Genomic DNA, 14,348 nt, shown 5'->3' with positions numbered 1-14,348 from the left:
CGCCTGCCCCCACGAACCTGACAAAGGAATCGCCAAGAATGAAGCGACTGAACCTGGGACGCCGCAAGGTGCTCGCGGCAATGCTGGCAGTCCCGGCCATGGGTCTGCTGGCCGGCTGCGGCTTCCACATGCGCGGCAACTCGGACTTCGCCTTCAAGCGGCTTTATATCGGCATCCCGCCCAATTCGCTGATGGGGGCGGACCTGCGCCGCGCCATCCGCGGCGGCTCGGACACCCAGGTGGTGGCCGACCAGAAAGAGGCCGACGCGCTGCTGGACGTGCTGCAGGACACCCGCACCAAGACCATCCTGTCGATCACGACCGAGGGCGTGGTGCGTGAATACCGCCTGACCCAGCGCTTCACCTTCCGCCTGCGCGACCCCGCCGGCAAGGAACTGATCGCGCCGTCGCAGCTGGTGCTGACGCGCGACCTGACCTACAACGAAGCCAATACGCTGGCCAAGGACTACGAAGAGCAGCAGCTGTACCGCGACATGCAGCGCGATATCGTGCAGCAGCTGATGCGCCGGCTGGCCGCCGTCAAGGCGATCTGAGCGGGCGCGGGCAGGCTTACGGCATGCAGCTCAAGCTCGACGGGCTCGACGCCCACCTGCGCCAGGCCAAGGCCAAGGGGCTGGCGCCGCTGTACGTGGTGCACGGCGACGAGCACTTGCTGGTGCTGGAGGCGGTCGACCGGCTGCGCGCGACGGCGCGGGAAGCCGGCTTCTCCGAACGCGAGGTGCTGGTGGCCGAGCGCGGCTTCCACTGGGGCCGGCTGGTCGAGGCGCAGCAGTCGATGTCGCTGTTCGGCGACCGCAAGATCGTTGAACTGCGCATCCCCTCGGGCAAGCCTGGCAAGGATGGCGGCGAGGCGCTGCGTGCGGTGGCCGCGCAGCCGTCGCCTGACGTGGTGATGCTGGTGACGCTGCCGCGGCTGGATTTTGCGGCGTCCAAGTCAGCCTGGTTCCAGGCGCTGGAAGGCGCCGGCGTGTCGCTCAAGGTCGACTCGGTGGACCGCACCCGGCTGCCGGCCTGGGTCGGCGAACGGCTGGCGCTGCAACAGCAGCGCGTGCAGGGCGGCGAGCCGGGCCGGCGCGCGCTGCAGTTCATCGCCGACAAGGTCGAGGGCAACCTGCTGGCGGCGCACCAGGAAATCCAGAAGCTGGGGCTGCTTTATCCGCCCGGCGAACTGAGCTTCGATCAGGTCCACGACGCGGTGCTGAACGTGGCCCGCTACGACGTGTTCAAGTTGTCGGAATCGATGCTCTCGGGCGACGTGCCGCGGCTGGTGCGCATGCTCGAAGGGCTGCGCGGCGAGGGCGAGGCCACGGTGCTGGTGCTGTGGGCGCTGACCGAGGAAATTCGCGTATTATCCAAGGTCCGGCAAGGGCTGGCGGCCGGCAAGCCGGCGGGCGTGCTGATGCGCGAACTGCGCGTCTGGGGCCCGCGCGAGCGGCTGGTGCCGCAGGCCGCGCAGCGCCTGGCGCAGCCGCGGCTGGAAGCGGCGCTGGCGCTGGCCGCGCGGCTGGACCGCCAGGTCAAGGGCCTGCAGGACATGCCGCCACCGGGCGGCAGCCCGCTGCCGGCGGAACCATGGGACGGCCTGCAGCAACTGGCGCTGATGATCGCGCGCTGAGGGTTGCTCCCGGAAGGTTGCTTCCCTGATGGTTTGCTCCCCTCTCCCGCTTGCGGGAGAGGGAGAAACACACACTGACGGCCACCACTCCAGGGCCACTGACATGACCGAGCTCGACCTCAACCAATATATGGACCGCGTCGGCCGCCAGGCCCGCGCGGCGTCGCGCGCGATGGCGCGTGCCTCGACCGCCGACAAGAACCGTGCGCTGCTGACCATCGCCGCCGCCATCCGCCGCGATGCCGAGCAGCTCAAGGCCGTCAACGCGCGCGATGTCGAGCGCGCCCGCGCCAACGGCCAGGACGCCGCCTTCATCGACCGCCTGACGCTGTCGGACAAGGCCATCGCCACCATGGCCGCGGGCCTTGAGCAGATTGCCGCGCTGGCCGACCCGATCGGCGAGATCTCGAACATGAAGTTCCGTCCGACCGGCATCCAGGTGGGCCAGATGCGCGTGCCGCTGGGCGTGATCGGCATCATCTACGAGTCGCGCCCCAACGTGACCATCGACGCCGCCGCACTGTGCCTGAAGTCGGGCAACGCCACCATCCTGCGCGGCGGGTCCGAGGCGATTGAATCCAACACCGCGCTGGCCGCGCTGGTGGCCGAGGGCTTGTCCGCGGCCGGCCTGCCGCCCGAGGCCGTGCAGGTGATCGAGACCACCGACCGCGCCGCGGTCGGCCGGCTGATCACCATGACCGAATACGTCGACGTGATCGTGCCGCGCGGCGGCAAGAGCCTGATCGCGCGGCTGATGGAAGAAGCGCGCGTGCCGATGATCAAGCACCTGGACGGCATCTGCCACGTCTATATCGACGCCGAGGCCGACCTGGACCGCGCCGTGCGCGTCTGCGACAACGCCAAGACCCAGCGCTACGCGCCCTGCAACACCATGGAGACGCTGCTGGTATCGCAGGACATCGCCGCCGCCGCGCTGTCGCCGCTGTGCCGCATCTATCAGGAGAAGGGCGTCGAGCTGCGCGTGTGCCCGGCCACCCGCGCCACGCTGGAGGCGGCGGGTTTCAGCGGCCTGGTCGATGCCAGCGAGGAAGACTGGCGCCTGGAGTACCTGGCGCCGATCCTCGCCATCAAGACCGTTGCCGGCCTGGACGAAGCGATCGCGCATATCAACGAATACGGCTCGCACCATACCGATTCGATCATCACCGAGAACTACTCGGCGGGCATGCGCTTTATCCGCGAGGTCGATTCGGCCAGCGTGATGATCAACGCCTCGACCCGCTTCGCCGATGGCTTCGAGTACGGCCTGGGCGCGGAGATCGGCATCTCCAACGACAAGCTGCATGCGCGCGGCCCGGTCGGGCTGGAAGGGCTGACCTCGCTCAAGTACGTGGTTTTCGGGCACGGCGAGATCCGCACCTGACGCAAGCGCCGATAACAAGAACAACCTTACGCCAACGTCTGCCTGCCGATGCTCTGGGTCAAAGCGCTGCATATCGTCTTCGTGGTCTCGTGGTTCGCCGGCCTGTTTTACCTGCCGCGCATCTTCGTCAACCTGGCGATGGAAAACGATGCGGCCAGTACGCAGCGCCTGTTGCTGATGGCGCGCAAGCTGTTCCGCTTCATGACCATGCTGGCGGTGCCCGCGGTGGTGTTCGGGTTGTGGTTGTACCTGGGCTACGGCATCGGCCGTGGCGCGGGGCAGGGCTGGATGCATGCCAAGCTGGCGCTGGTGCTGGTGCTGATCGGCTACCACCACGGCTGTGGCGTGCTGCTGCGCAAGTTCGAGGCGGGGCGCAACGCGCGCTCGCACAAGTTCTACCGCTGGTTCAACGAGCTGCCGGTGCTGGTGCTGCTGGCGGTGGTGATCCTGGTCGTGGTCAAGCCGTTCTGAGGCTGGCCGCCTTTACATTGCTGCCTATTCCGTCGCGGAAACCGAGATGAGCAAACTGGTTGATTACTACCTGACGCCGCAATCGCCCTATGTCTACATGGGCCATGCCCGATTCAGCGCCATCGCCGCGCGCCATGGCGCGCAGGTGAACCTGAAGCCGTGCGACCTGGGCAAGGTGTTCTCGGTCTCGGGCGGGCTGCCGTTGGCGCAGCGTCCGCCGCAGCGGCAGGCGTACCGGCTGGTGGAGCTCAGGCGCTGGAGCGAGTTCCTGAACATTCCGCTGAACCTTGCGCCGACGTTCTTCCCGGTGTCGGGCGACGCCGCCAGCAAGCTGATCATTGCCGCGCAACTGGCGCACGGCACCGCGCGCGCGATGGCGCTGACCGGCGCGATCGGCGCGGCGGTGTGGGCGCAGCAGCGCAATATCGCCGACGCCGCCACGCTGGCGCAGATCGCCGACGAGGCCGGCCTGGATGGCGCCGGCCTGCTCAAGGCCAGCGAGGCGCAGTCGGTGCAGGCTGCCTACGCGCAGAACACGCAGGATGCGATCTCGGCCGGCGTATTCGGCGCGCCGTGGTACGTGTATGAAGGCGAGCCATTCTGGGGCCAGGACCGCCTCGATTTTCTCGACCGCGCGCTGGCCGCGGCTTGACCTAAGCTACCGATACTTCCCCGTCCGCCACGGCGGACGTTTTTGTTTGCAGGAATCCCTCTTATGACCCAAGCCTTCTTTGCCCCTTGCCCGCGCGGCCTGGAGAGCGCGCTCGCCGAAGAGCTGCGCGAGATCGCCGCGATGCCGGGCATGGCCGCGCTGGCGCCATTCACGGTCCACCAGGAAGTGCCGGGCGGCGTCAATTTCTCGGGCGAGATGGCCGCCGCCTATGCGGTCAACCTGCATTCGCGCATTGCCAGCCGGGTGCTGATGCGCGTGGCCGCGCGCGGCTACCGGCACGAGGACGACATCTACACGCTGGCGCGCGGCGTGCGCTGGGAGCAGTGGTTCTCGCCGGACGAGTCGCTGCGCGTGGACCTGACCTCGCACAAGTCGCCGCTGCGCAGCCTCAATTTCACCGCGCTGCGGGTCAAGGACGGTGTCTGCGACGCCATGCGCGAGCGGTTGGGAGCCAGGCCCAGCGTCGATACCGTCAGCCCGGATGTGCGCATCTATGCCCACCTGACCGAGCGCGACTGCACGCTCTACCTCGACACCACGGGTGAGCCGCTGTTCAAGCGCGGCTGGCGCACCGAGAAGGGCGAGGCGCCGTTGAAGGAAAACCTGGCGGCCGGCATCCTGCGGCTGGCGGGTTGGGTGCCGGGCCAGACTTCCCGGCCGTTCTACGACCCGATGTGCGGCAGCGGCACCTTCCTGGTCGAAGCCGCGCAGGTGGCCCTGGGCATCGCCCCGGGTGGCAGCCGCAGCTTTGCCTTCGAGTGGCTCAAGGGCATGGATACCAAAGCCTGGCAAAAGCTGAAGTCGGACGCGCAGCGCGCCCGCATGCTGGCCTCTGCCGATGAACTGCAGGTGGTGGGTTCGGACATCTCCACCGACATGCTGGCGATCACGCGCGCCAACTGGGAACGCGCCGGCCTGCCGGGCGAGGCGCGCACCAAGCAGGTGGACGCGCGCTTCGTGCAGCCGCCCTATGACGAACCGGGCCTGCTGCTGATGAATCCCCCGTACGGCGAGCGGATCGCGGTGCGCGGCCAGCGCCGCGCGCCGGAAGACGAACTGCCGCGCGACGAGGTGGAAGAAGCGGCCGCCAACCAGTTCGCCAGCGCCTTCGCCACCACGTTGAAGCAGCATTTCGCGGGCTGGCAGGCGTGGGTGTTTACAGGCGACCTGGGTTTCCCGCGCCGGCTGCGGCTGAAGGAATCGCGCCGCACGCCGCTCTACAACGGCAATATCGAGTGCCGGCTGTTCCGTTTCGACATGGTGCGCGGCGCCAACCGGGCGCTACAGGCAGACTGAACGCGGCCGGCCGCCGGTCCTGTGGCGTCAGGGGCGCTTGCGCCCCGTCAGCGCGTCCGGGTTGCGGCTGAAGTCCGCCAGGAAGCTCTGCAGGCTGACCACCGGTTCCTGCAGCAGGTGGCGCGGCAGGTCGAACAGCGCATAGAAGAACTCTTCCCTGCCTTCGCAGCGCTCGGCCGGCAGGCAATATTGTTCCCAGTCGACGCAGGCCGGCGTGTACATGCCGTTGCCGGGCCAGAAGAACGGCACCAGCCGGCCTTCGCGCAGGCCTTCGATCAGCGCGGCGGGGGCATCGTAGGCTTCGGCCGATTCCACCTGCGTCATTAGCCCGGCGCGGGTCTCGATCACCATCAGCGTGGCGTGGCCCTGCGCGGTCAGCAGCAGGATGCCAGCGGGATTGGGGTACAGGTAGTACTCGACAAAGCCGTAGCGCGCGGTCAGCTGGCGCACGCGCTCGGTCATGGCCGGATCGGACAGGAACGAGAACGAATGTCGCGTCAGCAGCTCGCGCAGCGTGCGCGACAGCGTGGCGAAATACGCCTGCTGCATGGCTTCGATTTCCTGGTCCAGCCGCTCCACCATATTGCTGTCGTGCTTCTTCACGTAGCGGTCGATCAGCCCGTGGTTGAAGCCCTGCACGGCGATGCTTTCGTCGGCGGTGCCGGTCAGCAGGATGGTCTTGCACGGCAGGTCCTGCAGCGCCTGGCAGAATTCCAGGCCGTCCATCTGTGGCATCGAATAGTCGACCACGACCACGCCGGGCTGCAGGAAGCGGTTGACGTCGTGGATCTGGCGGTAGATGCGGTCGATGTCCAGCTGGACCGTGCGGCGCTCGGTCAGGAAGGTCAGGTCGTCGTGCGTGACGCGCACCGGCAGGAAACCCGGGAAGCGGGTGGCGTAGGCTTCGCGGATCCACTGCAGCGCCTCGCGCGGGTCGGTGAAGGTGATCACCCCGCGCGCGGCATCCATCTGGAACGCCAGGCTGTCGATGAAGGACTTGCTGTCATCCACAAGGACAGTCAGGACTGGGTGATGGAAGACCGACAGATTCCTGTCGTGCGGATTGAAGGTCATGGAGCGGCGGGCAGGGGTTGGCACAGGCGTGGCGCAAGTGGCAAGCCAGCGTGCGTATTCGCAGGCCAGTATAGCGCGCCATGGCTGCCTTGCAAGGCACGCCTTGCGCCCAGGGCGGCGTGCGGCGGGGCAGCAGGGGAGGCCGGCCTTTGTTGCTGCAGGGCCGGCGGGCGCGGATCATGGCCCGCGCCAGGGGCGGCACAGCCCCGGCCCGGGCGCGGGCCGGGGCGGGCCTGGACGGCCTTAGTCGACCGCCTTGAACATGTCCTCGACCACCTTCTTGGCGTCGCCGAAAACCATCATGGTCTTGTCCATGTAGAACAGCTCGTTGTCCAGCCCGGCGTAGCCGGCGGCCATCGAGCGTTTGTTGACGATGATGGTCTTGGCCTTGTACGCCTCCAGGATCGGCATGCCGGCGATCGGCGACTGGGGGTCGTTCTTGGCCGCCGGGTTGACCACGTCGTTGGCGCCCAGCACCAGCACCACGTCAGCCTGGCCGAACTCGCTGTTGATGTCTTCCATCTCGAAGACCTGGTCGTACGGCACCTCGGCCTCGGCCAGCAGCACGTTCATGTGGCCAGGCATGCGGCCCGCCACCGGGTGAATCGCGTACTTCACGGTCACGCCCTTTTCGGCCAGCTTCTCGGTCAGTTCCTTGAGCGCGTGTTGGGCGCGTGCAACGGCCAGGCCGTAGCCCGGCACGATGATCACGGTCTCGGCATTGCCCATCAGGAACGCGGCATCGTCGGCGGAACCCGACTTGACCGGACGTTGCTGCTGGTCGCCCGTTGCCGCCGCCGCCGTCGCGCCGCCGAAGCCGCCCAGCAGCACGTTGAAGAACGAACGATTCATCGCCTTGCACATGATGTACGAGAGGATGGCACCGGACGAACCCACCAGCGAGCCCGCGATGATCAGCATCGGGTTGTTCAGCGAGAAGCCGATGCCCGCCGCGGCCCAGCCCGAGTACGAGTTCAGCATCGACACCACCACCGGCATGTCGGCGCCGCCGATCGGGATGATGATCAGCACGCCCAGCACGAAGGCGATCGTCAGCATCACCAGGAACGGCAGCCACTCCTGCGTCATGAAGAACGCGATGCCGAAGCCGAACATGGCAACGGCCAGCGCCAGGTTCAGCATGTGCTGGCCGGAAAACACCACCGGCGCGCCCTGGAACAGGCGGAACTTGTAGCGGCCGGCGAGCTTGCCGAAGGCGATCACCGAGCCCGAGAACGTGATCGCGCCGACGAAGCAGCCGATAAAGAGCTCGATGCGGTTGCCCAGCGGGATCAGGTGCGAGCCGGCCGGGCTGATGCCGAACGCGGCCGGCTCGGCCACCGCCGCCACCGCGATGAACACCGCCGCCAGGCCGATCAGCGAGTGCATCGCCGCGACCAGTTCCGGCATCTTGGTCATCTGCACCTTCTTTGCCACGTAGGCGCCGATGCCGCCGCCCACCACCAGCGCGGCGAAGATCAGCGCGATGCCGGTGGCCACCGACGACTGGGCCGTGCCCGCCGCCAGGAATTCATTCTTCAACTTGACGATCAGCACCAGTGTGGTGACCACGGCAATGGCCATGCCGATCATGCCGAAGGCATTGCCCTTGCGCGCCGAGGCCGGGTGCGACAGCCCCTTGAGCGCCTGGATAAAGCAGACCGATGCCACCAGGTAGAGCAGGGTGACGAGGTTCATGCTGACAAGGCCGGTCATCACGCGCCCTCCTTGGCCAGTGCCGGCTTGGCTTCAGGCGCTTTGGCCTTCGGCTCCTTCTTCTTGAACATCTCCAGCATGCGCTGGGTGACCAGGAACCCGCCAAATACGTTGACCGCGGCCAGCGCCACCGCCAGCGTGCCCATCACGCGCCCGACGCCGCCCTCGGTCAGGCCCGCGGCGAGCATGGCGCCGACGATGATGATGGCCGAAATCGCGTTGGTTACCGCCATCAGGGGCGTATGCAGGGCCGGCGTGACCGTCCAGACCACGTGGTAGCCCACGTAGATCGCCAGCACGAAGATGATCAGGTTGATCACCGTGTGGTTCACCATCTCCATCGACTTCTCCTCCGTTGCTTTGAAACCGGGATGCAGCGTGTTGTCGCTATGTTGTTCTTTGCAGTACTACGGTCGGCGCACGCCATCGGTCAGTGGCTCTTGATTAACCGTTGGCGTGCGCCCTCTCCCGCGTGCGGGAGAGGGCTGGGGCACAGGCAGTCGGTATGGTCGGGGCTGGCCCGGATGCGCTGCGCCCGTTGGAACTACGCCGCCTCGCGCACGACCTGGCCGTCCCTGCACATCAGGCAGGCGGCGACGATGTCGTCTTCGAGGTTGAGCGTGAACTGTCCGTCCTTGTCGACCACCAGCTTGAGGAAGTCCAGCACGTTGCGGGCATACAGCGCCGAGGCGTCGGCCGCGACCATGCTGGCCAGGTTGGTATGGCCGATCAGGATCACGCCGTTGTGGTTCACCACTTCGTCGGCCACCGTCAGCGGGCAGTTGCCGCCTTGCGCCGCGGCCAGGTCGACCACTACCGAGCCGGGCTTCATCTGCGCCACGGTGCTTTCCTGCAGCAGCACCGGTGCCTTGCGACCGGGAATCAGCGCGGTGGTGATGACGATGTCGGCCTGGAGCGCGCGCTGGTGCACCAGCTCGGCCTGGCGCTTCATCCAGTCGGGCGGCATCGGGCGCGCGTAGCCGCCCACGCCCTGCGCGATCTCGCGCTCTTCGTCGGTCAGGAACGGCACGTCGAGGAACTTGGCGCCGAGCGATTCGATCTGCTCCTTGACCGCGGGGCGCACGTCGGAGGCCTCGATCACCGCGCCCAGCCGCTTGGCCGTGGCAATGGCCTGCAGGCCCGCCACGCCGGCGCCCAGGATCAGCACGCGCGCCGCCTTGACGGTGCCGGCGGCGGTCATCAGCATCGGCATGAAGCGCTGGTAGTGGTGCGCGGCCACCAGCACGGCCTTGTAGCCGGCGATGTTGGCCTGCGACGACAGCACGTCCATGCTTTGCGCGCGCGTGGTGCGCGGCGCGGCTTCGAGCGCGAAGGCGGTGATGTTCGCCGCGGACATGCGCGCGTTGTTCTCGGCATCGAAAGGATTGAGCATGCCGACCAGCACCGCGCCTGGCTTCATCTGCGCCAGTTCGGCGGCATCGGGCGCGCGCACCTTCAGCACCAGTTGCGCGCCAAGCGCGTCGGCGGCGCTGCCGATGGTGGCGCCGACCGCCTCATACGCGCTGTCGGGCTGGCTGGCGCTGAGGCCGGCGCCGGACTGCACCACTACCTTGTGGCCCTGGGCGACGTATTTCTTGACGGTCTCCGGGGTGGCGGCGACGCGAGTCTCGCCGGCCCGCGTCTCCTGCGGGATGCCGATGTACATCGTCAATTTCTCCTTTAGCTGGCGTCTTGTCTGGTTGGGCGGACCGACGTCTGGCCCGTGCGCGCTGCCGGACCTAGGTTAAGCCGCAGCGCACAATTTTTCCGCAGCTTACAGGAATCTGACATGCAATGGTGACCGGCCGGTCGGCTTTTGCCGGGCCTGGAGCGAGGCGCTGGCGCCCGCCGCCACGCTGCACGATGGGCCGGCAACCGGTAGAATGCGGGATTGCCTAAAAATTGAGCATCATGTCAAGTGATTGGAATGCCAGCGTGACCGTTGCCGCCGTGATCGAGCGCGGCGGCCGCTTCCTGCTGGTGGAAGAGGAAACCGCCGACGGGCTGCGCCTGAACCAGCCCGCGGGGCACCTGGATCCGGGCGAAAGCCTGATCCGCGCCGTCATCCGCGAAACCCTGGAAGAGACCGCCCACACCTTCGAGCCGCGCGCGCTGCTGGGTTGCTACATGGGGCGTTCGATGTCGTCGCGCACCGGTACCGACGTCACCTATGTGCGCTTTGCCTTTACCGGCGACCTCGGCTCGCTCGATGCCGGCCGCCAGCTCGACACCGGCATCGTGCGCACTGTCTGGATGGGTGCCGACGAACTGCGCGCGTGCCCGGAACGGCATCGTTCGCCGCTGGTGATGGCGTGCGTGGAAGACTACCTGGCCGGCAAGCGCTTCGCGCTCGACGCGCTGTACACGCACCCGTCGGTGCTGCAAGCGGGGGCGCAGTCGTGAGCGGTGCCGCCAAGCGTGTCGTGGTGGGCATGTCGGGCGGGGTCGATTCGTCGGTCACCGCGTGGCTGCTCAAGCAGCAGGGCTACGAGGTCATCGGCCTGTTCATGAAGAACTGGGAAGACGATGACGACAGCGAATACTGCTCCACGCGCCAGGACTGGCTCGACGTGGTCTCGGTGGCCGACCTGATCGGCGTCGACGTGGAGGCGGTCAACTTCGCCGCCGAATACAAGGACCGCGTCTTTGCCGATTTCCTGCGCGAATACTCGGCCGGCCGCACGCCCAATCCGGATGTGCTGTGCAATGCCGAGATCAAGTTCAAGGCGTTCCTGGACCACGCCATGTCGCTGGGCGCCGAAACCATCGCCACCGGCCACTATGCGCGCGTGCGCCAGAACCCAGCCGGCCGCTTCGAACTGCTCAAGGCGCTGGACCATACCAAGGACCAGAGCTACTTCCTGCACCGGCTGAACCAGGCGCAGCTGTCGCGCACGCTGTTCCCGCTGGGCGAGATCCCCAAGACCCGCGTGCGCGAGATCGCGGCCGAGATCGGCCTGCCCAACGCCAAGAAAAAGGATTCGACCGGCATCTGCTTTATCGGCGAGCGCCCGTTCCGCGACTTCCTGAACCGCTACCTGCCGACCAAACCGGGTCCGATGAAGACGCCAGAGGGCAAGGTGGTCGGCGAGCATATCGGCCTGGCCTTCTACACGCTGGGCCAGCGCAAGGGCATCGGCCTGGGCGGCAGCCGCGACGGCAATGGCGACGCCTGGTATGTCGCGCGCAAGGACATGGCGAGCAATACGCTTTACGTGGTGCAGGGCCACGACCATCCATGGCTGCTGACGCCGGTGCTGACCGCGTCGGACCTGTCCTGGGTGGCCGGCGAGCCGCCGGCCGCGGGCGCGGCGATGGCGGGCAAGACCCGCTATCGCCAGAGCGATGCCGCCTGCACGGTGCAAGCCGTCGACGCCGGCGCGCTGACGCTGGGGTTTGCCGAGCCGCAATGGGCGGTCACGCCCGGGCAGTCGGCGGTGCTGTATGACGGGGATGTCTGTCTGGGTGGCGGGATCATTCAGTAAGCACCGCCGCAGCATGAAAAAACACCCGCGCGAGCGGGTGTTTTTCTGTCGGCGACGAGGGATCAGCCGCGCGGCGGTTCCGTATCGATGAACGACTGGCGCTTGGCCAGCTTTTCCTCCAGCGCCGCCAGGTTCGGATGGCGTTCGCGCCAGGCAATGTCCGGGAAGCGGAAGTCCAGGTAGGACAGCGCGCAGCCCACCGCGACGTCGGCCAGCGAATAGTGCGTGCCGGTACAGAACGGGCGGTCCGCCAGGCCGTGGGCCATGGCCACCAGTGCGGCGTCGATCTTGCCGCGCTGGCGCTGCACCCAGCGCTCGCTGCGCTCGTGCGGCTCGCGCTGGGTTGCCTCCAGGCGCACCAGCAGCGCGGCGTCGAGCAGGCCATCGGCGAGCGCCTCCCAGCAGCGCACTTCCAGGCGCTCGCGCCCGCCTTGCGGGATCAGGCGGCTGACCGGCGTCAGCGTGTCGACATATTCGACGATCACGCGCGAGTCGAAGATCGCGGCGCCGTCTTCCATCACCAGGCACGGCACCTTGCCCAGCGGGTTGTACTGGCCGATCCGGGTTTCAGGCGACCAGACGTCCTCTTCGATCAGCTGGCATTCGATCTTCTTCTCCGCCATTACCACGCGCACCTTGCGCGCGTAGGGACTGGTCCGGGATGCATACAGCTTCATGTTCTCCCCTTGAGCTTGTTATGAAGTGCATCGTCGCTCGGTGGCAGCGGCTGCGGGGAGGCGGCGATGGCTTGCCCGATGCACTTCATAACAGGCTACTGGAACGGCGTGCGCGAGTATACCCGCGGCGCATGGCGAATGCGGGCTCGCGCACCGATGCCCCACGGCCGCGCTTTACCGCTGCCCGGAGCCGGGGCAGGGGTGGTAAAATCGCGCGTTGCGCAGCGCCGGCCGCCGGCGCCGCGTGCGCGGGCGGCCCCGCCGATGCGACGTGACGAGCGCATCCAGCTACCGTTCGCGTCCGCCAGCACTGACAGCGCCAGCCCCCGCGGCGCCTCTTGTTTGTCGCCTTCTTCTTCCATTTCCTTCCCGGTTTCCAGCATGACCTCCTCCTCGCTTTCGCCGCTCACCGCCCTGTCCCCGATCGATGGCCGTTACGCCGCCAAGGCCGATGCGCTGCGCGAATGGCTGTCCGAGGCGGCCTTCATGCGCAACCGCGTCAAGGTCGAGGTGCACTGGCTGATCGCGCTGTCGCAGGCCGGCCTGCCCGACATGCCCAAGTTCTCGGCCGCATCCGAGGCCGCGCTGCTGGCGCTGGTGGACAAGTTCAGCGAGGCGGACGCGGCCCGCATCAAGGAAATCGAAGCGGTCACCAACCATGACGTGAAGGCGGTCGAGTACTGGCTCAAGGAGCAGGTCAAGGGCAACGCCGAACTGGAAGCCGCCAGCGAGTTCATCCACTTCGCCTGCACCTCGGAAGACATCAACAACACCTCGCACGGCATGATGCTCAAGGGCGCGCGCGAGGGGGTGGTGGTGCCGACGCTCAAGCGCGTGCACGCCCGCCTGGTCGAGCTGGCCAGGCTCAATGCGGCCCAGCCGATGCTGTCGCGCACACATGGCCAGCCGGCCAGCCCGACCACGCTGGGCAAGGAAATGGCCAACGTGGCCGCGCGCCTGGCGCGCGCGATCCACCGCATCGAGCAGGTGGAACTGCTGGGCAAGATGAACGGCGCCGTGGGCAACTACAACGCCCACCTGTCGGCCTACCCCAGCTTCGACTGGGAAGCGTTCTCGAAGCAGGTCATCGAGACCCGCCTGGGCCTGACCTTCAACCCGTACACCATCCAGATCGAGCCGCACGACTACATGGCCGAGCTGTTCGATGCGGTCGCGCGCGCCAACACCATCCTGCTCGACCTGAACCGCGACGTCTGGGGCTATATCTCGCTGGGCTACTTCAAGCAGAAGACCAAGGCCGGCGAAATCGGCTCGTCGACCATGCCGCACAAGGTCAACCCGATCGATTTCGAGAATTCGGAAGGCAACCTGGGCCTGGCCAACGCGGTGCTGCGCCACCTGTCCGAGAAGCTGCCGGTGTCGCGCTGGCAGCGCGACCTGACCGACTCTACCGTGCTGCGCAATATCGGCGTGGCCTTCGGCTACAGCCTGCTGGCCTACGAGGCCTGCCTGCGCGGCCTGGGCAAGCTGGAAACCAATCCGGAGCGCCTGGACGAAGACCTGGACAACTGCTGGGAAGTGCTGGCCGAGCCGGTGCAGACCGTGATGCGCCGCTTCGGCATCGCCAACCCGTATGAGCAGCTCAAGGAACTGACCCGCGGCAAGGGCATCTCGCGCGAGGCGCTGCAAACCTTCATCACCGGCCTGGCGATCCCCGAGGACGCCAAGCAGTTGCTGCTCGAGATGACACCCGCCAGCTATATCGGCAAGGCAGTGGTGCTCGCCGAGCGCATCTGACGCCACATGGCGCGCGCCCAAGGGCGGGCAGCAGTGAAAGGAAAGCCATCCTCCGGATGGCTTTTTTTGTTTTGTGGCCAGCTTGCCGGGCTGTTTCCGAGCCTTTGTGACGGCTGCGCCGGAATGTCGCTTCAAAGCATTTGAATAACTTAATGAAGGACTGTCCTGCATCGGCGCA

The 14,348-nt window shown here is 67.1% G+C and carries 15 protein-coding genes; 9 read left to right on the top strand and 6 right to left on the bottom strand.

Annotation, left to right across the window (positions count from 1 at the left end; genetic code table 11):
* Positions 1–38 precede the first annotated feature (38 nt).
* The 6 genes from lptE (at position 39) to ACOCMH_RS30375 (ending at position 5,460) form a co-directional block, all read left to right on the top strand.
* A complete protein-coding gene (lptE, locus tag ACOCMH_RS30400) occupies positions 39–554 on the top strand; it encodes an LPS assembly lipoprotein LptE (RefSeq protein WP_171515895.1) in 516 nt (171 codons plus the stop codon).
* 23 nt (positions 555–577) lie between these two features.
* On the top strand, positions 578–1,636 hold the full coding sequence (holA, locus tag ACOCMH_RS30395) for a DNA polymerase III subunit delta (protein WP_427311251.1): 1,059 nt from the start codon (positions 578–580) through the stop codon (positions 1,634–1,636).
* 103 nt (positions 1,637–1,739) lie between these two features.
* Positions 1,740–3,020 carry a glutamate-5-semialdehyde dehydrogenase gene (locus ACOCMH_RS30390; RefSeq protein ID WP_427311249.1) on the top strand — a complete coding sequence of 427 codons (1,281 nt, stop codon included), beginning with the start codon at positions 1,740–1,742 and terminating at the stop codon, positions 3,018–3,020.
* A 48-nt stretch (positions 3,021–3,068) separates the two neighbouring features.
* Positions 3,069–3,491: a CopD family protein gene (locus tag ACOCMH_RS30385; RefSeq protein WP_116337831.1), complete on the top strand. Its 423-nt coding sequence runs from the start codon at positions 3,069–3,071 to the stop codon at positions 3,489–3,491.
* Between the two features lie 46 nt (positions 3,492–3,537).
* Positions 3,538–4,143 (top strand): 2-hydroxychromene-2-carboxylate isomerase, encoded by a 606-nt coding sequence (locus ACOCMH_RS30380; protein WP_427311246.1) that lies wholly within the window; start codon positions 3,538–3,540, stop codon positions 4,141–4,143.
* A gap of 63 nt (positions 4,144–4,206) precedes the next feature.
* Positions 4,207–5,460 carry a THUMP domain-containing class I SAM-dependent RNA methyltransferase gene (locus ACOCMH_RS30375; protein WP_427311245.1) on the top strand — a complete coding sequence of 418 codons (1,254 nt, stop codon included), beginning with the start codon at positions 4,207–4,209 and terminating at the stop codon, positions 5,458–5,460.
* A gap of 27 nt (positions 5,461–5,487) precedes the next feature.
* Here the strand turns inward: ACOCMH_RS30375 and ACOCMH_RS30370 are convergent, their stop codons facing one another.
* The 4 genes from ACOCMH_RS30370 to ACOCMH_RS30355 form a co-directional block, all read right to left on the bottom strand.
* Positions 5,488–6,534, bottom strand: coding sequence for a response regulator (locus ACOCMH_RS30370; protein WP_018006347.1), 1,047 nt, complete (start codon positions 6,532–6,534; stop codon positions 5,488–5,490).
* A gap of 243 nt (positions 6,535–6,777) precedes the next feature.
* Entirely contained in the window at positions 6,778–8,250 is a 1,473-nt protein-coding gene (locus ACOCMH_RS30365; RefSeq protein WP_427311242.1) for an NAD(P)(+) transhydrogenase (Re/Si-specific) subunit beta, read from the bottom strand.
* The gene (locus ACOCMH_RS30360; RefSeq protein WP_035817213.1) at positions 8,250–8,591 is read right to left on the bottom strand and encodes an NAD(P) transhydrogenase subunit alpha; all 342 of its coding nucleotides are present in this window, start codon (positions 8,589–8,591) and stop codon (positions 8,250–8,252) included. The genes ACOCMH_RS30365 and ACOCMH_RS30360 overlap by 1 nt, the downstream gene beginning before the upstream one ends.
* Positions 8,592–8,794: 203 nt before the next feature.
* On the bottom strand, positions 8,795–9,916 hold the full coding sequence (locus ACOCMH_RS30355; protein WP_427311241.1) for a Re/Si-specific NAD(P)(+) transhydrogenase subunit alpha: 1,122 nt from the start codon (positions 9,914–9,916) through the stop codon (positions 8,795–8,797).
* Between the two features lie 245 nt (positions 9,917–10,161).
* Here ACOCMH_RS30355 and ACOCMH_RS30350 point away from each other — a divergent pair, with 245 nt between their 5' ends.
* Positions 10,162–10,653 (top strand): NUDIX hydrolase, encoded by a 492-nt coding sequence (locus ACOCMH_RS30350; protein ID WP_427311239.1) that lies wholly within the window; start codon positions 10,162–10,164, stop codon positions 10,651–10,653.
* A complete protein-coding gene (gene mnmA / locus ACOCMH_RS30345; RefSeq protein ID WP_427311237.1) occupies positions 10,650–11,735 on the top strand; it encodes a tRNA 2-thiouridine(34) synthase MnmA in 1,086 nt (361 codons plus the stop codon). The genes ACOCMH_RS30350 and mnmA overlap by 4 nt, the downstream gene beginning before the upstream one ends.
* 62 nt (positions 11,736–11,797) lie before the next feature.
* Here the strand turns inward: mnmA and ACOCMH_RS30340 are convergent, their stop codons facing one another.
* Entirely contained in the window at positions 11,798–12,412 is a 615-nt protein-coding gene (locus ACOCMH_RS30340; RefSeq protein ID WP_171515885.1) for a glutathione S-transferase C-terminal domain-containing protein, read from the bottom strand.
* A 95-nt stretch (positions 12,413–12,507) separates the two neighbouring features.
* Complete coding sequence (locus ACOCMH_RS30335) at positions 12,508–12,795, bottom strand: hypothetical protein (protein ID WP_427311235.1); 288 nt, start codon at positions 12,793–12,795, stop codon at positions 12,508–12,510.
* Here ACOCMH_RS30335 and purB point away from each other — a divergent pair.
* Positions 12,794–14,170 carry an adenylosuccinate lyase gene (gene purB, locus ACOCMH_RS30330; RefSeq protein ID WP_427311233.1) on the top strand — a complete coding sequence of 459 codons (1,377 nt, stop codon included), beginning with the start codon at positions 12,794–12,796 and terminating at the stop codon, positions 14,168–14,170. The genes ACOCMH_RS30335 and purB overlap by 2 nt on opposite strands.
* Positions 14,171–14,348 lie beyond the last annotated feature (178 nt).

Origin of the sequence: Cupriavidus sp. H39 (genome assembly GCF_050271075.1) — a bacterium.
Lineage (GTDB): Bacteria > Pseudomonadota > Gammaproteobacteria > Burkholderiales > Burkholderiaceae > Cupriavidus > Cupriavidus necator_B.
This window is presented reverse-complemented; position numbering and strand designations above follow the sequence as displayed.